Annotated in this window: 15 protein-coding genes, 1 tRNA gene and 1 other RNA gene; 5 read left to right on the top strand and 12 right to left on the bottom strand. The window is 60.5% G+C overall.

Features of this window, described 5'->3' with window-relative positions; translation table 11 throughout:
• Window positions 1–95: 95 nt before the first annotated feature.
• From R1T40_RS04740 to R1T40_RS04690, 11 genes are all read right to left on the bottom strand, one after another.
• On the bottom strand, window positions 96–500 hold the full coding sequence (locus tag R1T40_RS04740; RefSeq protein WP_317386062.1) for a hypothetical protein: 405 nt from the start codon (window positions 498–500) through the stop codon (window positions 96–98).
• 328 nt (window positions 501–828) lie between these two features.
• Window positions 829–918 (bottom strand) — tRNA-Ser (locus tag R1T40_RS04735).
• Window positions 919–1,169: 251 nt separating this feature from the next.
• The gene (locus tag R1T40_RS04730; RefSeq protein ID WP_317386061.1) at window positions 1,170–3,713 is read right to left on the bottom strand and encodes a DUF3772 domain-containing protein; all 2,544 of its coding nucleotides are present in this window, start codon (window positions 3,711–3,713) and stop codon (window positions 1,170–1,172) included.
• 5 nt (window positions 3,714–3,718) lie between these two features.
• Entirely contained in the window at window positions 3,719–4,753 is a 1,035-nt protein-coding gene (locus tag R1T40_RS04725) for a cysteine synthase A (RefSeq protein ID WP_317386060.1), read from the bottom strand.
• A 312-nt stretch (window positions 4,754–5,065) separates the two neighbouring features.
• Window positions 5,066–5,506, bottom strand: a complete 441-nt coding sequence (locus tag R1T40_RS04720; RefSeq protein ID WP_317386059.1) for a TrgA family protein — start codon at window positions 5,504–5,506, stop codon at window positions 5,066–5,068.
• Window positions 5,507–5,643: 137 nt separating this feature from the next.
• Window positions 5,644–7,068 carry a cryptochrome/photolyase family protein gene (locus tag R1T40_RS04715; RefSeq protein ID WP_317386058.1) on the bottom strand — a complete coding sequence of 475 codons (1,425 nt, stop codon included), beginning with the start codon at window positions 7,066–7,068 and terminating at the stop codon, window positions 5,644–5,646.
• Between the two features lie 30 nt (window positions 7,069–7,098).
• A complete protein-coding gene (locus R1T40_RS04710; protein WP_317386057.1) occupies window positions 7,099–8,316 on the bottom strand; it encodes an aminotransferase class V-fold PLP-dependent enzyme in 1,218 nt (405 codons plus the stop codon).
• Window positions 8,317–8,472: 156 nt separating this feature from the next.
• The gene (acuI, locus tag R1T40_RS04705) at window positions 8,473–9,468 is read right to left on the bottom strand and encodes an acryloyl-CoA reductase (RefSeq protein WP_317386056.1); all 996 of its coding nucleotides are present in this window, start codon (window positions 9,466–9,468) and stop codon (window positions 8,473–8,475) included.
• Between the two features lie 14 nt (window positions 9,469–9,482).
• Window positions 9,483–10,598 (bottom strand): dimethylsulfoniopropionate demethylase, encoded by a 1,116-nt coding sequence (locus R1T40_RS04700; RefSeq protein WP_317386055.1) that lies wholly within the window; start codon window positions 10,596–10,598, stop codon window positions 9,483–9,485.
• A gap of 69 nt (window positions 10,599–10,667) precedes the next feature.
• Window positions 10,668–11,327 (bottom strand): DUF1326 domain-containing protein, encoded by a 660-nt coding sequence (locus R1T40_RS04695; protein WP_106164120.1) that lies wholly within the window; start codon window positions 11,325–11,327, stop codon window positions 10,668–10,670.
• 34 nt (window positions 11,328–11,361) lie between these two features.
• On the bottom strand, window positions 11,362–12,135 hold the full coding sequence (locus tag R1T40_RS04690) for a DUF2182 domain-containing protein (protein WP_317386054.1): 774 nt from the start codon (window positions 12,133–12,135) through the stop codon (window positions 11,362–11,364).
• 124 nt (window positions 12,136–12,259) lie between these two features.
• On the opposite strand from R1T40_RS04690, the gene R1T40_RS04685 reads away from it, so the two are divergent.
• From R1T40_RS04685 to R1T40_RS04665, 5 genes are all read left to right on the top strand, one after another.
• Window positions 12,260–12,991 (top strand): FadR/GntR family transcriptional regulator, encoded by a 732-nt coding sequence (locus tag R1T40_RS04685; protein ID WP_106163978.1) that lies wholly within the window; start codon window positions 12,260–12,262, stop codon window positions 12,989–12,991.
• Window positions 12,992–13,049: 58 nt separating this feature from the next.
• Window positions 13,050–13,426, top strand: a transfer-messenger RNA (tmRNA) gene (gene ssrA / locus R1T40_RS04680).
• Window positions 13,427–13,630: 204 nt separating this feature from the next.
• Entirely contained in the window at window positions 13,631–14,065 is a 435-nt protein-coding gene (locus R1T40_RS04675; RefSeq protein WP_317386053.1) for an ester cyclase, read from the top strand.
• Between the two features lie 160 nt (window positions 14,066–14,225).
• Window positions 14,226–15,512: a chromate efflux transporter gene (gene chrA / locus R1T40_RS04670; RefSeq protein WP_317386052.1), complete on the top strand. Its 1,287-nt coding sequence runs from the start codon at window positions 14,226–14,228 to the stop codon at window positions 15,510–15,512.
• Window positions 15,513–15,628: 116 nt separating this feature from the next.
• A complete protein-coding gene (locus tag R1T40_RS04665) occupies window positions 15,629–16,114 on the top strand; it encodes an SspB family protein (RefSeq protein WP_106163975.1) in 486 nt (161 codons plus the stop codon).
• 99 nt (window positions 16,115–16,213) lie between these two features.
• On the opposite strand, the gene R1T40_RS04660 is transcribed toward R1T40_RS04665, so the two are convergent.
• The gene (locus R1T40_RS04660; protein ID WP_317386051.1) at window positions 16,214–16,765 is read right to left on the bottom strand and encodes a hypothetical protein; all 552 of its coding nucleotides are present in this window, start codon (window positions 16,763–16,765) and stop codon (window positions 16,214–16,216) included.
• Window positions 16,766–17,029: the final 264 nt, after the last annotated feature.

Genomic DNA, 17,029 nt, shown 5'->3' with positions numbered 1-17,029 from the left:
TATGCTAAGCTCCGCCGAGGATCAGGCGATGCAAATTGCGGCCATCACTTGTTCTACTTAATCGCCTTTGGGAAAGGGGCTGGGCGACCAGGCTACTATTTAGTCAGGACAACGAGAAACTTGCTTTGTGTTTCTTTTGAAGCGGTTTGAATAAACATGCGACCGCTGGTCCCGTCATCTATGAGCGAACGAGACAGTAATTGCTGCTGACTGAGGTTCTCAACCGCCTTTGCAAAACCATTTGCGATAGTGTCGGCGAGCCCAGCCGCTTCTCGGCGCTTAGCCACTGCGTTCGTCCAATCGTTTTCGCCAGCGGCAACCAAGCGCGATATCGCATCTGGGTTCAGCTGATCCAGACACCTGAGAGTGTCATCCATGTAGCGGGCCGCGTATTCGTCCGCGTGTTCCATATCCTCTGATACGAAAAGCGCCCGCAATTCGGCGTCCTCGCAAAGCCACGTTGCCGAGCTAAGGATCCAGATCAGATCTGACCGCTCCATTGAAAGGCACCCCAAACGCCGCCCGGGTTTGCGCGGCAATCCTGAGCAATGCGCCTACCGCGTGTTCGATCTCCGTTGGCATGGATATCGTTCGCAACGCGCTTTTAGGTTTTGGCGGAGTTCGCAGTCAGGATATTGAAATATAACGAAAAACGGCACCGAACCGGAACGGACGAGGTTCGCCCGAACTGAGTTCTGGGGCCATTCTGAACCCAGCTTCGGCCAAGCGGCGCGTCTATGAGGTTCGGTCGGTTTCCGCCCCCCCCTACGACAACACGCAAAAATCCGTGCCCGTCAGGGCGGTGTCACTGGTTAGCAATGGGGGTAATGGCGGAGAGACAGGGATTCGAACCCTGGAGACGGTCTCCCGCCTACACACTTTCCAGGCGTGCGCCTTCGACCACTCGGCCACCTCTCCGTGGAGGCGACTTTTGATGCATTACGGAGGGGATTGCAATAGGCTTTCTGACAAAAAGTTCAGTTTTTTTGCGCTCACCCAGTTTTCTTCTAACCATCTGTGAACATGCAGTGAATCAAGCGCTTGCCGATGCCCGCCGAGAGGACAAGAGCCCCAATGGCGCCCGCCCCTGCGCCAAATACGAAACGCCGCCACAGGAGGCTTCTGCAGCGGCCTTTTGGGTGGTTTAGACCGAAAGAGGCAGGTCTGCCTTAGCGGTCGGCATCGCCTTCTGCACCATCCTCGACCGAAACATCCGCGAGATCCGGCTTTATCGGGGTCTTCTCGCGTGGGGGCGGACTTGGCGACGCCCCGGTTGGCTCTGCGGGCGCAGTGTCTGATGGGCCCGTCTCGCCCTTCAGGGCCTCGGGGTTGCGAATCCAGATATCACGCTGTGCGAACGGAATTTCGATGCCTTCTTCGACGAAACGCTTGGCGATCTCGTAGTTCATGTCCGATTTCACCGACAACACCCAATTCACATCCCGCAGGATGGCGCGGATCTCGAAATCGAGGCTGTCGGCACCAAAGCCCTGGAACACCACAGCAGGCGCAGGGTTCATCAGCACCATCGGGTGCGACTTGGCGACCTCCATCAGAATTTGCTCGATCCTGCGCGGATCGGTGCCATAGGCCACGCCAACCGGCACGATCACCCGGCCCACGGTATTGCCGCGGGTGTAATTGGTGACGGTGCCGGAAATAAGGTCGGAGTTCGGCACAATCACATCGGTGCGGTCGAAGGTCTCAATCCGGGTCGAACGCACAGAGATATCGCGCACGTAGCCCATCAGACCGCCAACCTCGATCCAATCCCCTTTGGAGACCGGACGCTCGATCAACAGAATAATCCCGGAGACGAAGTTCGACACGATGGTCTGCAGGCCAAAGCCGATGCCGACCGACAGCGCACCGGCGACGATTGCCAGCGACGACAGATCAAGACCAGCCGTGGACACCGCAATCAATGCCGCGAGAAAAATGCCGATATAGCCAACGCCAGAGACGATCGCATTCTGCCCGCCGGGGTCGATCTTGGTCTTGGGCAGCAACGAGGACCGCAAGCTGCCTTGCAACAGACGCGTCAGGACATAGCCACAGGCAAAGATCACCACGAAGGTCAGGAAGATCGTCGGTGAGATCTTGGTATCACCGATGTCGAAGCCTTCGAGGAAGCGCGACCAGAGCTCTGTCAGATCCGATGTGCGCGCGCCCCAGATCAGGGCAAAGAACGGCAGCGACAGGAGCGCCAGAACAAAGCCGGTCATCACCGAAAAAAGCGAGTCCTCTGCCCCCTGACTGTTGCGCGTCAGCCAGTCATAGATGTCGGACAAAAACCGCTGCAACACCATGAGCGTCGTGACCAGCGCGAGTGTCAGGATAACAGGATAGATGATGGCAATCGCTGCATTGATATAGCCAATCGCCCCCAGCACAGGCGCGATGAGTGCGAGACAAAACACCAGACGGCGCAGCAGCGACATCGCACGGCTTGCGCCCACGGCGATGGCGCCCTCGTCATCCTCCTCGCCGATTTCAGTGTCCTCATCGCGACGCTGACGAACCCGGATACGATTCATCCGCACCAGCAACAGCGAGGCCAGCAGGATCAAAGGCCAGCTCAGGACAGCATAGGTGCCGTCATCGAAATTCTCGATCGTGTCCAGGCGGCCCAGTATCAGCTGCATAACCAGCACAAGCGCCAGCGAGACCAGCAGCACCCTGACCTGTCGTTGAGCGCGAGGTTCGAATGGGATCAGCTCGTTGGTGAGCTGATAGACATAGAGCCGCTCGCCGAGCCAATGGGAGGCAAACAGAATGAGCGACCATAACGGCGCATCGTCCAACAACAACGTCCCGCGCACGCCCAGAACGCCTGAAATATCTATCGCCCGCACCAGAAGCACCGTGCCCAAATAAGGCAGCAGGACCTGCAAAAGCGATACGATGAAGCGCCACACACCCGTGCCCCGCCAGCCCAACTCTCGCAGATATGCACCCGCTTTCTTGGCCCAGTGACGCCCCCGGCCCAGTAGCAGCACGGCACCTGCGAGCAGCAGCAGCAAGACCGGCAGGCGCGACCGGATGGTTTCACGGGTGGTGGCCTGAGCCATCAGATCCGCCGTTTCATGCCAGAACGCGCCCAGAACCTTGGTCGCGTCCAAAACCGCGGCGGGCCAGTTTTCTGGATTGAGTGGCATCGGCACCCGCTCCAGAAGCGTGCGTGTCGCGCGCTCCCGGATCAGCTTGTCAATCTCGGTAATAAGTCCCTGAGCACGGCTGTAGCCGAGATCCGCAAGCACCTGCGGCGCTGTCACTGTCGCGAGCTGACTTTGCAGCTCGTCACGCAGCTTCGCAATGTTCTCCGGCTCGCTCTTGCCCTCCTCCGGGACTGGACCCAGCGCTTCGATCTGGGCACGCAGGGTCTTGAGGCGGTCCCCATTCTGGTTGCCCGCATCCAAGAACTGCTGACGATACCCCGTCAGTTCGACCCGCAGCGCCTCCAGCGCGCCATTGGAGGCGCGCTTGGCGTCAAGAACGCGTTCGGCCCGGTCAGCAGTGCGCTGCCAGGATTCGTAATACTCACCCAGGGCGCCGGAGGCCGCATCCTGAGCAAGATCGCGGGCCTCCGTAAGGCCCGCGCTACTCTCTGCAGTTTGGGTCGCAGAAACGGTCTGCGACAGTGCCGCCAGCGGCAGCAGCAGGCAGGTCAGCGACAGCAGACCGACCTGGATGAGTTTCTTCAAGTCGGTCATTGAGATCAGCTGTCCTCGAACACGCCGGGTATGGAGGCCGGGCTATGTTTCATCCAGTCCGGAACCGGCAGGCCCTTTTCCTTCAGGAAATCCGGGTTGAACAGTTTCGACTGGTAGCGCGTGCCGTAATCGCAAAGCACGGTGACGATGGTATGGCCCGGCCCCATGTCCTTGGCCAGACGCACGGCCCCGGCGATGTTGATGCCCGAAGATCCGCCCAGTACCAGTCCTTCTTCGTGCAGCAGGTCGAAAACGTAAGGCAGCGCCTCGGCGTCGGGGATCTGATAGTTGAAGTCAGGCTTGAGACCTTCCAGATTCTTGGTGATCCGCCCCTGCCCGATTCCTTCGGTGATGGAGGATCCTTCAGACGCCAGCTCTCCGGTGGTGTAGAAGGAATAGAGCGCGGCACCGTTTGGATCCGCAAGACCGATCTTCACCCCCTTGGGCTGCAGCGCCTCGGCGATACCGGCCAAGGTGCCACCAGAGCCAACGGCGCAGATGAAGCCATCGACCTTACCGCCCGTCTGCTCCCAGATCTCCGGCCCTGTGGTTTCCACATGGGCCTGACGGTTGGCCACGTTGTCGAACTGATTGGCCCAGATCGCACCATTTGGTTCGGTTTTGGCAAGCTCAGCCGCAAGACGCTCCGAATAGCGAACATAGTTGTTCGGATTCTTATACGGCGCGGCAGGCACCTGGACCAGTTGCGCCCCGGCAAGACGCAGCATGTCCTTCTTTTCTTCGGACTGGGTTTCCGGGATCACGATCACCGTCTTGAAGCCCATGGAGGCCCCAACCAGCGCCAGACCGATGCCGGTGTTGCCTGCGGTGCCTTCGACAATTGTGCCTCCAGGCTTCAAATCGCCCCGGGCAATCGCATCCTTGATGATATAGAGCGCCGCGCGATCCTTGACGGATTGGCCGGGGTTCAAGAACTCCGCCTTGCCAAGAATTTCGCAGCCGGTCTCTTCGCTGACTTTGTTCAGACGGATCAGAGGGGTATGGCCGACCGCATCGGCCAGATCGCGTGCAATGCGCATGGAGGTCCCTTTCGCTCGTTCCCTTTTGATGTAGCCGGGGCCAAGCACGATCACAAGGGCGCGCAAGGCTCAGCGCAGGTCTGGCACGTGGTGTCAGCCGAATTCAGCGCGAAGACGGTCCCTGTGACGCGCCAGCCAGAGCGCTGCTGTCACCAAAGGCCTGTCCTGAAAGGTACGGTCGTCTACCTGCGTCATCGATTCTTGGAACGAGATGACTTTACTGCATATGTCGCCCGACCGAAGCACCGCTGACCGCCGAACAGCTCCTGCACATAGACATCTGTCGTGCGGGATGACCCTGATCTACAGCCATTATTTCCAGCGTTTATTGGCAGTTTCAGTCACCAGTCCAACAACCACACCACCAAGCACAAATGTCACCAGAACGTTTGGGACCGCCATGATGAAAAAATACTCCAGAGCGATCGTAAAAATCGCAGCCAACGCCTCGAATGGACCGTCGTAGATATGCCGATTGGCAAGACGGAACATCTCTACGGCGCCTTGCAGGACCAGCGCCAGAAGCACCAGAACCGCGGTGCCCGTAAGACCGTTGTTGATGCCGGGCACCAGACCGCGCCCGGCACGCGGGCCGATAACGCGCCAGCCGACAACAAGCGCCAAGCCCATGTTCACATGCGTGAAATAACCAAAGTCAGTATCATCGGGCATCAGCGGCATGATTTGCCCCGACAGGACAAAAGCCAGGGCGGCAAGGGCAAATGCCGCCACCAGGCGGGCTGCAGTGGGCATCGTGTATTTGTTCCTGCGAAGCTGCTTGATCGAGGCCCACGGTAGGCCCAGGGTCTTCACAAATCCAGTGGCAACACGGGTTTTCTCTGGACGGGTGGCCTCAATCCCTCATCTAGGAGACATCGTCCGGACGACGGTCATCCTGTGTCTCGGCTGTCCTTATAGGCCTCCAACGCGCGCTCACGCCCGCGCTTGAGGTCGATCACAGGCTCGGGGCGCTTCATGTCGGGGTCCAGCTCCCAACTGCGCGGGATCGCGTCGTAGAAATCAAGCGCCGTGCGCGGGCAATCAGACTGCCCCTCCGCAATCCAATTGCGCACATATCGCCCCTTGGGGTCGAACTTCACCAACTGACCATCGGGATTGAAAATGCGAAAGAAGGGTGCCGCATCGGGGCCAGAGCCCGCAACCCATTGCCACCCCATCGCATTGGAGGCTGGATCCCAGTCAACCAGACAGTCCTCAAACCATTGCATGCCGTGCTTCCAGTGGATCATCAGATGCTTGGTCAGGAAACTCGCCACGATCATCCGGGCGCGATTGTGCATCTTGCCGGTGACATAGAGTTCACGCATCGCCGCATCGACGAAATCATATCCGGTTCGCCCCTGCTGCCAGCGCAACAAGGCTTCGCCCGGATCTTCCTGCCAGGGGAACCCGTCCCATTCCTCGCGCCAGTTGCGGGTCAGGATCTGTGGAGAGTGATACATCAGATGATAGGCAAACTCGCGCCAGACCACCTCCTTGAGGAAATGCTCCGCGCCCTGTTTGCCATTCGCCATGGCGCGCGCGCCCAAGTGCCACATGCGGTGCGGGCTGATCTCGCCCCAGGCCAGATTCTCCGAGAGTTCCGAGGTGGCCGCCCGCGCCGGGAAATCCCGGTCCGTCTTGTAGCTGGCCACGCGGTCGTCGAGGAAATCGTCCAGCTGTTCGAGCGCCGCGTCTTCGCCCACCCGGCAATAGGGCGCTACGACGTCCGCTCCGCGGCGCATGGCGGCGCCCATGGAGTAGTCGGCCAGCCGGTCGGTTTTGGGCCAATCCTCGGGTTTGGCCAGGCGTGCGGGCGCGTCGATCAGATCATCAACGCCGCGGTCGCGGACCGATTTCCAAAACGGCGTGTAGACCTTGTACATGCCGCCCTCTTTGGTCGCCACGGTCCAAGGCTCGAACATCAGACGGCCGCCAGTGGATTTTACCGTGATATCATCGGCTTTGAGCTGCTCCTTGATCTCTGAATTGCGTTTGATCGCCTCCGGGTCATAAAGCCGGGACCAGACGACCTGATCGGCGCCGCTTTCTGCGATCACGTCGCGCAACACATCAAGCGCCTTGCCCCGGCGCAGGGTCAGGCGACTGCCGCGCCCTTCCAGCGCCTTGGCGAACCGCTCCAACCCAAGGCCAAGCCGGAACTTGGGCGCTGCTCCCAACCCTTCGTCCTGCGGGTCGTGGATGTAGAGCGGGATGATCGGCGCACCCGTCTCCAATGCGGCGCTCAGGGCCGGGTTGTCGCGCAGGCGCAGGTCGCGCCGGATCCACCAGATCACCGGTCGGGTGTCAGCCATGGTCAGTCATATCCCTTGATCGTCCGAACGTTACAGGATGCGATCTAGGGCCTCGATCAGCCCTGTCACCTCCGACTCGCTGGTATAATGGGTGAAACTCAGCCGCAGCACGCCCTGCGCGGGGTCGACCCCCATCGCAGACAGGGCGCGCACGGCGTAGAAATCGCTCGCACCGGCCATGATGCCATGTTCGGACAACTGCCGTGCCACCGGTTCAGCGCTGCGCCCTAGGGCCAATGTGACGGTCGGAGCGCGCTCCTGCGCAACCGAGGGGCCAAGCAGGCGCAGGTCATTGCGATCCTTCACCGCGTCGAGCAACGGCTGAAGCAGTGCAATTTCACGCTCGCGCATCAGGTCATGCACGAAGGTTCCAATTGCCGCGCCCCGAAGGTCGGATGCACCATGGTGATCTGCCAATGCCTCGAAGTAGTCCGCTATGCCGGCGCAGGCGGCGACCTGCGCATGATCCGGACCTGCGGGCGTGAAACGTTTGTAAGGAACATCGCCATTAAAATAGTGCCCCTGGTTGGGCAGGATCTCGGCCAGTGCCGGATTGATGACCATAATGCCCTGATGCGGCCCATAGGTCTTATAGGCGGAAAACAGGTAGATATCCGGACCAAGCTCACCCAAATTCGGCAGGCCGTGCGGTGCGTAGGACACGCCATCGACGCAGACAAAGGCGCCGGCGGCATGGGCCAATGCGGTGATTTCGGTCACCGGGTTGATCTCGCCCACCACGTTGGAGCAATGCGGGAAACAGACCAGCCGCACGCTTTCATCCAACAGCGGCTCTAGCGCGTTCGGGTCGAGGTGGCCGGTGGCCGGGTCGATCTGCCACTCCACGACCTCGATCCCCGCCTCCGCCAATCGACGCCAGGGGCCGGAATTTGCTTCGTGATCCTGATTCGTGACGATGATCTTCTCGCCCGGTTGCAGGAACTGCCGAAAGGCCTGCGCCAAGACATAGGTGTTCTGGGTCGTCGAGGGGCCAAAGCTTACATCCTTGGCACGCACACCAAGCAGCGCGCCAAGCCGATTGCGCGCCTCATCCATCTCTGCCCCTGCCGCTTCGGATGCGGCGTAGGGGGCGTAGGGCTGAACCTTGTGCTGCGTATAAAAGCGCATCAATCTGTCGATCACCTGACGACAGGTGTAGGACCCGCCTGCGTTCTCGAAAAACGCCTGCCCTTGCAGCGAGGGTTCCACGAAGGCCGGAAACTGATTTCGGACAAAGTCGATATCCATGGCGTCTCTCGTCTCTATTCCAGAATGTTCGCGACAGAGAGTGCAAGTTCACGCCATAAGATCAAGCCTAGAAACGAAGAATTGCGACGCTTTAACCCGACGCAACGCGCGCCCCGGCCCGTGGGCCGAGGTAAGATCCGTGTCCCTGTGGGCGGGTCAGCCGTTCACATCGACAACCACGCGACCCTTGACCTGACCGGCGAGGATATCCGCGCCCAGTTTTGGCAGATCGGACAATGTTGCCGGCTGCACCATGGCCTCCAGCTTGTCCATAGGCAGGTCGGTTGCAATGCGTTGCCAGGCGCGCTGACGGTTCTCGAACGGCTGCATCACAGAATTGATGCCCAGCAGGTTCACGCCACGCAGCAGGAAGGGGATCACCGTGGCGGGCAGTGCCGCCCCCCCGGCAAGGCCCACGGCGGCGACCGATGCGCCGTATTTCATCTGCCCGAGCACTCGCGCCAGCATGTCACCGCCAACCGCATCGACGCAGCCCGCCCAGTTCTCGCTTTCAAGCGGACGCTTGACGGTCTCGTTGAGCTCATTGCGCGGTACGATCTGGGTGGCGCCGAGGCTCTTGAGATAGTCACTCGTCTCCGGACGGCCCGTCACGGCGGCAACCTCATAGCCCAGATGGCCAAGGATCGCGGTAGCAACCGAGCCGACGCCACCGGCAGCCCCCGTCACCAGCACCGGGCCCTGCCCCGGCTTCAGCCCGTGATCTTCCAGTGCCATCACGGCAAGCATGGCGGTGAAACCAGCAGTGCCCACGGCCATGGCCTCACGCGCATCCAGCCCATCGGGCAGCGGCACCAGCCAGTCGGCCTTCACGCGCGCCTTTTGCGCATAGCCGCCCCAATGGGCCTCGCCCACGCGCCAGCCGGTCAGCACCACCTTGTCGCCCGACTTGTAGCGATCATCCGAAGATGCCTCCACGGTGCCAGCAAAATCGATCCCCGGCACATGGGGATAATTGCGCACCAAGCCGCCGCCCTTGGCGCTGAGGCAGAGGCCGTCCTTGTAGTTCACGGTGGAATAGTCGACCGCAACAGTGACCTCGCCGTCGGGCAACTGATCCTCGTTCAGCTCTTCAATGGCCGCAGAGGCCTTGCCGCTGTCTGCGTCTTTCGTCATCACCAGTGCTTTGAACATGTTGATCTCTCCCGTTAATTCCAGAATGTCTCATGGACGGTCGCATCGCGCATGCCGTCCGGTGTCTCGACCTCGACGCGAGAGCCCGCGTCCCAATGGGTCATCTTCACCATGCCGATCGCGACATTGGTGGCGTGATCCGGCGACCAAGTGGCCGAGGACACCCGTCCCACCCGGCGACCATTGGCATAGAGCGGCCAGAACCGGTCACAGGGCGGCACCGCCTCGCCACTGATGGCGATGGGGCGAATCTGCTGCACCGGGCCTTCCTTGGCGACCCGCAACAGGGCGTCACGGCCGATACAGCCGATCGCCGTATGGGTGTTGCAGAAGCGGCCCAGCCCGCATTCATGCGGCGTGTTGTCGTCGGTCATGTCGTTGCCATAGCTCAAGAGACCACTCTCGATCCGCTCGATCAGGTTGGGGCAGCCCGCCCGCACTTCCAGATCGGCGCCCGCCTCGAACAGGCGGGACCAGAGCGCCATCCCGATATCGCCGCCCTCCACGTAGATCTCGAACCCACCCTGCTTGGAATATCCCGAGCGCGCCACCACCATGTCGCGGCCCTCGAACTGGTAGACACCAAAGCGAAAGAAACGGATTGCGCGCACGGTCTCGCCAAAGACCCGGGCCATCAGATCCTCGGCCTTGGGTCCCTGAATGGCCAGCGGCGAAACATCCGGTTCATCCACCAGCACATCCAGCCGCCAGCCGTTGGCGACGCCCTTGACCCAATAGAGAAGATCACTGTCGGCAATGGAAATCCACCAGCGGTCCTCGGCCAGCTTGACCGCGACCGGATCGTTCAGCATGCCGCCGGTCTCATCCACGATGGGTACATAGTAACACTGACCGGGCATCATGCCGCGCAGATCCCGCGGGGTGAGCATCTGCATCAGACGCCCTGCATCGGGGCCACGCAGCTCCACCTGACGTTCGCAGGATACGTCCCAGACCTGCACATGCCGTTTGAGGTGGTGATAATCCGCCTCGACACTGTCGAACACCGTCGGCAGCAGCATGTGATTATAGACCGTGTAGCCTTTCACGCCTGCCGCCTCGACCCCGTCGGAAAACGGGGTGCGGCGCAGGCGGCGGGACAGGGAGATATTGGGTTGAATAACGGCCATGGCGATCCCTTTCATGGCACGAGTGTTGGGATGAGCGGCGCGCCAGTCTGGCCGCCGCCCGGTGTCACCTTAACGTGGACCTTTCCAGTCGATCTGGCAGATCTCGGCAGAGCGGCCGTCAAAGTCCCAAACCCGGCCAAAGGCACGTACCCGGCCCTTGGTGGCGGTGGCGACGGTGATGTCGGGGCCCATCCAGTATTCGGTATTGGTGACCACGATGTCCTGCTCGCTGTCGGCGCCGCCCACCGGCACCACTTCGCCGTGGATCTGCTTGCCGACGATCAGCCGGCGGGTCTTGCCCTCGGTCTCGAACGTCACGGGCGCGCGTTCCGCACCGAGGAATTCGCTCACCAGCACCTTGAACAAGCCGGTGGTGCCCCGCGCCTTGCCGGAGAAAATATCGATCAACCCGTCATAGGCGTCCTCGCTGGCGCGGTCGTCGATATAGGCCGCCGCCTTCCAGTTGCCGCGCGCCATCAGGCCGGGGATCTCCAGGATCAGCCCGACGTTGAGACCCGACAGATCCGTGTCGCCAAAATGCCCCTCGTCGATGCGCACCCCGGCCCAGGCCTGGCAATAGCCCTCGGTGGGGGCATGTTTGCCCAGCGACACCACGCAGGGGCAAAAAACGGTGCAATTGCAGTTCAGAATCAACTCGCCCTTGATCGCCCAGGGTGGGATCTCCTGCCCTGTCTTCTTCGGCGCGGCTGCGCCCTGTTCTGCGGTCATCACCTGATCGCTCGCCATGATGTGTCTCCTCCCTCTAAAATGTTGTCACGATGACCCAAGTGCCGGACAGCAGCAGCAACGCCCCCATGGGGCGGGTCAGCCAGCGTCCGATCTCGGGCAGTTTTTCCAGAACCATGAACAGGGTTGCCAGCCCCATGAAGGCGAGGTTCATCACCCCGCCGACGAACGCCAGCAGCATCAGCGCCCAACAGCAGCCAAGGCACACCGCGCCGAGCCGCAGCCCGTTGCGCAGGGGGCCCTCCTCCCAATGCTGCATGAAAAACACCAGCGGGCGGCGGCATTTGGACAGGCAGGCCTCCTTCAGCTGCGTGAACTGATAGGCGCCTGCGACCAGCAACAGGCCACCGGACAGGATCCCAGAGCGGCTGTCGCCAAACACACTAACCAGATCCGCCCGCAGCAGCAGCATTTGCATTCCCGCCGCCAGCAGCGAAAAGCCGACCCACACAGCAAGATAGCCAAAGACCAGATCGCCAAACCGCGTGCCCTCCGCCGTTTGGCCGAGGTCGTCATAGGTGGCAAAGGCCGGCAGCGCCGTGGGGGCCATCATCGCGGCCGACATCAGCACCCACATCAGCACCATCTTTGCCGCGCCTGCCGCATCCGGCGTCATGGTGCAGAGCTGCAGCCAGAACTCCGCGCCGTAGATCGCGCCCGCTGCACGCAGATCGCTCGGCACCGACATGGCAAAAAGCGCAGCCCAAGCCAGCAGTATGCCCCCGAACAACATCAGCCAATGCAGGCCGGTCATCTGGCGAATGCTTTGTGTCAGGCGCGCCTTCAGCATGGTGTTTTCACGGGCCTCCCCCTATCGATGCGAGTCGAATTACCTTGTGAATCAAATGTCAGACTTTTAAATGTCTGACAAATGATTTTTCCACCGACCCCATCTGACGTGAGGGCACAACGCGATGAAGATCGACCCCAACAGCACCGCGGATCTTTCTGCGCAGATCGCCGGCGCCATCCGGGATGCGATCATCTCCGGCGATCTGATCGTGGATGAACGGCTACCTTCGGAGGCGGAGCTGGCCGAACAGTTCCAGGTCTCCCGCGCCACGGTGCGCGAAGGGTTAAAACGGCTGGCGGCGCAGTCCCTGATCCGCACCCAGCGCGGCGCCACCGGTGGGGCCTTTGTCAATCGCCTCAGCTTCGAAGACGCCTACAGCCAGCAGATCACCACCTCGACGCTGCTGCTGAGTATGAACGCGGTCAGTTTTGATACCGCCTGCGAGGCCCGTTACGCGCTGGAACGCGCCTGTGCGCCCCTGTCTGCTGCGCGCCGCAGTGCCGACCAGCTGGCCACCATGCGCGCCGAGATTTTTCGCCAAGGCCAGCCGGGCCTGACCGATGAGGCCTTCTGCGCCTCCGACGTTGCCTTTCACCGGGCCCTGGTGGACGGCGCCCATAACCCGGTGCTGTCCTATCAGCTGGCCGGGTCGGTGGAGGCAATGCAGCCCTTGATGAACATGATCACCTTCACCGCACGTGACCGCGCCACCATTCTGGCACTGCACGCGCGCATCGCCGATGCCATCGAGGCTGGTGCGGGCGAAGACGCCGTCACAGGGCTTACAGCACTTGAGGAAGAAACCCGAAAACTGGCCGCCGATGTGTTTGCACGACGCGCCACAAAGCGCTGAACCTCTTTATCTTTCGCACAGCACGCCGGACAGAGACCGCACAATCGCGCGTCATTTCCCCCTTTAACTCCGTCCCCACCTCGCCTATATTCATTCTGTTCCTTCGGGAACTATGGACATAAACGCGCTCGTAATAAACGGATCGGACCCGGGGGCGGTACCCGGCGGCTCCACCAACCTACCACTGGCTGCATCCTTCGTTTGGGGATAGCGATCAGGACTGTGGGGCCGAAATAGGATCGACGGACGTCTAAAGGGGTTAGCTTTGTCTCGGCTGTCTGCCACCGTTACCGGCGAAAACAGTACAATTGCAAACGACAATCGTGCTCCGGTTGCTCTGGCTGCGTAAGCAGTTCGAGTTGAACCGAACTTAAGTCCTTGTGCCTAGCAGCGTAAGGCGGGGTTCGCAGGTACCTGGCAACAGAAACCTGCACTTCATACCCTCTGACATTGAGAATACGAAATCTGATTTTACGTTGGATAGCTTCAAATCTCGACAATTTGGTCGGGAATTTTATGTCCTATGGTCGAGATTTCACGCTATACTTACGGAATATCGACAGTTCGCTCTCGACTTTTCCGGGCGCAGACCTGTAGGAGGCGCCTTCCGCAATTGTCAGTTTATGAAATGCACCGAAAATGAAAAACAGCGCGCTGCTGCACCACTGGTTCGAAGAGGTCTGGAACAAGGATAACCTCGCCGTCATCGACGAGCTTCTTGACCCAGATGTCGTGTTCAACGGATCTTTGGATTCCGTTGTTTCGCCTGGCGTGGACTACAAGGAAGTGGTGACGGCGATGAAGGCGCTGCTGGATCAGGCACATGTCACCATCACTCACAGTATGGACGAAGGTGATCTCGCGATGGTGCGGGTCAGGGTCAATGGCGTAGGCCACAGTCATGCTCAGAAACTTGACTTTACGGGGCATGTGACCGTCCGGGTGCGCGACGGCCGTTTTATCGAATTCTACACTGATTTCGACTACTTGCGGATGTTCGAACAGCTGGGCCAGCTGCCCACGGACTCCCTGCCCGTCTGCATGACCGGCGAGCGCCTGACCTGGGTCGAATGAGGCCGCTCCGGTAATCCGGACCTCGACCCCGTTTGGATACCTGCGTGCGAGAACATCCTTGTCGCATTGATATTTTTTGTTGTGCGTCCGCTGCCATAGCGCTGGTGAGCGTGCTCCGCTCTGCTACAAGGGCGAGACTCGAAATGACCTGAGCGGTGTCATGACGCAAACTTCTCCCCCCTCGCATCTCGCGCCTTCATGGGGCGTTCTGTTTCAGTGTTTTGGTCTGATCGGCCTCCTGAGCTTCGGGGGACCAGCGGCGCAGATCGCGCTGATGCACCGGGAACTGGTCGACAGACACCGTTGGCTGAGTGAAGAGAAATTCCTCCGCGGCCTGTCCTTTTGCATGTTGCTGCCAGGCCCCGAAGCCATGCAGCTTGCCACATATGCGGGCTGGCGGTTGCGCGGTATCCGCGGCGGCCTGCTGGCGGGCAGCCTGTTTGTGCTGCCCGGGGCGTTCGTCATTGCAGCACTGGTCTGGCTCTACGTGACCTTCGGCACGCTGCCGACGGTTCAGGCGGCGTTTCTCGGGATCAAGGCAGCGGTGGTCGTCATCGTAATGCAGGCTCTCTGGCGGATTTCCCGCAAGGCGCTCCACTCCACAGGCGCCTGGCTGCTGGCGCTGGGCGGGTTCCTTGCAATCTTTGCATTCAACCTGCCGTTTCCACTGGTTGTGCTTGGCGCCGCGCTGATCGGTTTGACAAGGGTTCCGGAAGCCGAGCACAGCGCGCCGCCCGCACACGCGGTTCCGGCACATCACTGGCGCACCATCGTCATCTGGACCGCGCTGTGGCTGCTGCCGCTCTTGGGGCTGAGCCTGATCGGCGCCGAGTTCCTGGCCACGATCGGCTGGTTCTTTGCGAAACTGGCCGTGGTGACCTTTGGCGGGGCCTATGCGGTTCTGGCCTATATGACACAGACCGTGGTCAGCACCCATGGCTGGATCAGCACCGGCCAGATGATCGATGCGCTGGGGCTGGCAGAGACCACACCCGGACCGCTGGTGCTGGTGACACAATTTGTCGCCATGCTCGCGGGCGTCCAGACAGGCGGCGCGCTTCTGGGCCTGGCCGCCGGTATTGTGGCGCTCTGGGCGACATTTGCGCCGTGTTTCCTGTGGATTTTTGCCACTGCTCCTTACGTGGAGCGTTTGACCCACCAGCCGCGCCTGCGCGGAGCGTTGCAGGCGATCACCGCAGCTGTTGCGGGGATGATGCTCAACCTCTCGGTCTGGTTCCTGCTGCATCTGCTGTTCAGTCGTCAGACAGAGCTCCAGTTTGGTCCGCTTTCGCTGGCCGTTCCAGCTGTCGACAGCATAGAGGTGCGGGCCCTGGCCCTGACGGTATTGGCGCCCTTGGTTGCCTTCGCCCTGCGGGGACGCATCTTGTGGTTGCTCGCGGTAATGGCATGTCTCGGGCTGATTGCCGATGGCTTCACGCTTGGCTAAAGACTGCCAGCTTGGCTTGCAATGCCCTCAAAATAGGTCCAAAACTGGAGAGGAACGGGTGTGATGCCGGGGCGGCGCTGCCGTGGCCATACCTGCCAATAACAAAAGGTGAGACGATGTCCCGTCAGATCGACTATGGAAACCTGATGCATCGTGCCATGCGTGGCCTGATCCGCAATGTCCTAGACGATGTTGCTGCGAATGGCTTGCCGGGGGCTCATCACTTCTTCATCACGTTCGACACATCACATCCGGACGCGGAACTGGCCGACTGGCTGTCCGACCGCTACCCGGGTGAAATGACAGTGGTTGTGCAACACTGGTTCGACAATCTCGACGTGACCGACGAAGGGTTTGCGATCACGCTGAACTTTGGTGACGCGCCGGAGCCACTGTATATTCCCTATGACGCGATCAAGACATTTGTCGATCCGTCTGTCGAATTTGGTTTGCGGTTCGAAAGCACCAGCGAGGACGACGACGAGGATCTGCCCCCGTTGGAGATCGCAGGCGAACTGCCTGATGAGCAGGAGGAAAGTGACGACACATCCGACGCCAAGAAGGATGCGGATGTGGTGTCCCTCGACAGCTTTCGCAAGTAAGCACGATAAACAGTTAAAAAAAAGCGGCGCTGCGGATCTTTCCACAGCGCCGTTTTTTTATATGTGCAGCACTGCGCGTTTCACCCGCGCGGCGTTCGCTCAGTCGCGGGTGAGAAAGCTCGACACCTTGCGCGACGGCATCCCGTTCCGGTGGAGTGAGAAGTCGAGCTCCAATCCGCCGTCGGCCAGGGTCCGGTCATACTGCTGCATGAGGTAATCCCCGTTTTCAGCAACATAGAGCGAGAACACCGTCAGGGTCTTGTCGATCACTCGCGCCCAGACGAAGGGCTCCCCCTTCATCGCATTCATCTGGACGGTATGACCAAAGACGTTGGTCTTCATGGCTGCAGCGAACACCCCATTCCGCTCAGTGGGCTGGAATTCGATCTTGTAGGTCTTGGTCTTCTCTTCGCCACTCGCCCGCTGGATCGCGGTGCTCCACTGCACTTCGAAGCCCTTTCTGGTTTCACGAATGGCCACACTCATGTCCCGTTGTTCAACCGAGCCATCGAGCTGCTCGACCTGTGCGGTGCCGGAGTATTCTCCGACGAAGCGGCGCAATGTATCGCTGGCAAACGCGGGCTGAATTGCAAGCAGAAGGGCGCTCAGCCCGACGAAGCACCATAGGGTCACACGTCTGATGTCAGGCATGGTCCGGGTTTGGCTGATCACAGTCCTGCGCATATCTGGGGTTCGAGCTCCTGTTGAGGGGGCGGTCTGGCGACTCTCTTTCAGTGTAATCTATGCATCTAACCCAAACTGGCAATGGCACTTGCGGATTTGGGGCAGTATACCATCGCCCGAGGCCCGTAGCGATCCACGCTGATCGCGCAAGACATTTGCGTCCGACGGCAAGCACGGGTAAACGGCATACATCAGTATACCACCTATTGATCCAGGTGGCCGAACCAGCGA

It is taken from the genome of Tritonibacter scottomollicae (assembly GCF_032924845.1).
Taxonomy (GTDB): domain Bacteria; phylum Pseudomonadota; class Alphaproteobacteria; order Rhodobacterales; family Rhodobacteraceae; genus Epibacterium; species Epibacterium scottomollicae.
Note: the sequence above shows the minus strand (reverse complement) of the source record. Positions and strands in the feature narration are given on the sequence as shown.

Bases quoted from the DNA above. Each gene is read 5' to 3' on its own strand.
- R1T40_RS04695 (WP_106164120.1), bottom strand. From the start codon at position 11,327: ATGACCGCAGAACAGGGCGCAGCCGCGCCGAAGAAGACAGGGCAGGAG.
- R1T40_RS04700 (WP_317386055.1), bottom strand. From the start codon at position 10,598: ATGGCCGTTATTCAACCCAATATCTCCCTGTCCCGCCGCCTGCGCCGC.
- R1T40_RS04690 (WP_317386054.1), bottom strand. From the start codon at position 12,135: ATGCTGAAGGCGCGCCTGACACAAAGCATTCGCCAGATGACCGGCCTG.
- chrA (WP_317386052.1), top strand. From the start codon at position 14,226: ATGACGCAAACTTCTCCCCCCTCGCATCTCGCGCCTTCATGGGGCGTT.
- R1T40_RS04660 (WP_317386051.1), bottom strand. From the start codon at position 16,765: ATGCCTGACATCAGACGTGTGACCCTATGGTGCTTCGTCGGGCTGAGC.
- R1T40_RS04665 (WP_106163975.1), top strand. From the start codon at position 15,629: ATGTCCCGTCAGATCGACTATGGAAACCTGATGCATCGTGCCATGCGT.
- R1T40_RS04720 (WP_317386059.1), bottom strand. From the start codon at position 5,506: ATGCCCACTGCAGCCCGCCTGGTGGCGGCATTTGCCCTTGCCGCCCTG.
- R1T40_RS04685 (WP_106163978.1), top strand. From the start codon at position 12,260: ATGAAGATCGACCCCAACAGCACCGCGGATCTTTCTGCGCAGATCGCC.
- R1T40_RS04675 (WP_317386053.1), top strand. From the start codon at position 13,631: ATGAAAAACAGCGCGCTGCTGCACCACTGGTTCGAAGAGGTCTGGAAC.
- R1T40_RS04710 (WP_317386057.1), bottom strand. From the start codon at position 8,316: ATGGATATCGACTTTGTCCGAAATCAGTTTCCGGCCTTCGTGGAACCC.
- R1T40_RS04730 (WP_317386061.1), bottom strand. From the start codon at position 3,713: ATGACCGACTTGAAGAAACTCATCCAGGTCGGTCTGCTGTCGCTGACC.
- acuI (WP_317386056.1), bottom strand. From the start codon at position 9,468: ATGTTCAAAGCACTGGTGATGACGAAAGACGCAGACAGCGGCAAGGCC.
- R1T40_RS04725 (WP_317386060.1), bottom strand. From the start codon at position 4,753: ATGCGCATTGCACGCGATCTGGCCGATGCGGTCGGCCATACCCCTCTG.
- R1T40_RS04740 (WP_317386062.1), bottom strand. From the start codon at position 500: ATGGAGCGGTCAGATCTGATCTGGATCCTTAGCTCGGCAACGTGGCTT.
- R1T40_RS04715 (WP_317386058.1), bottom strand. From the start codon at position 7,068: ATGGCTGACACCCGACCGGTGATCTGGTGGATCCGGCGCGACCTGCGC.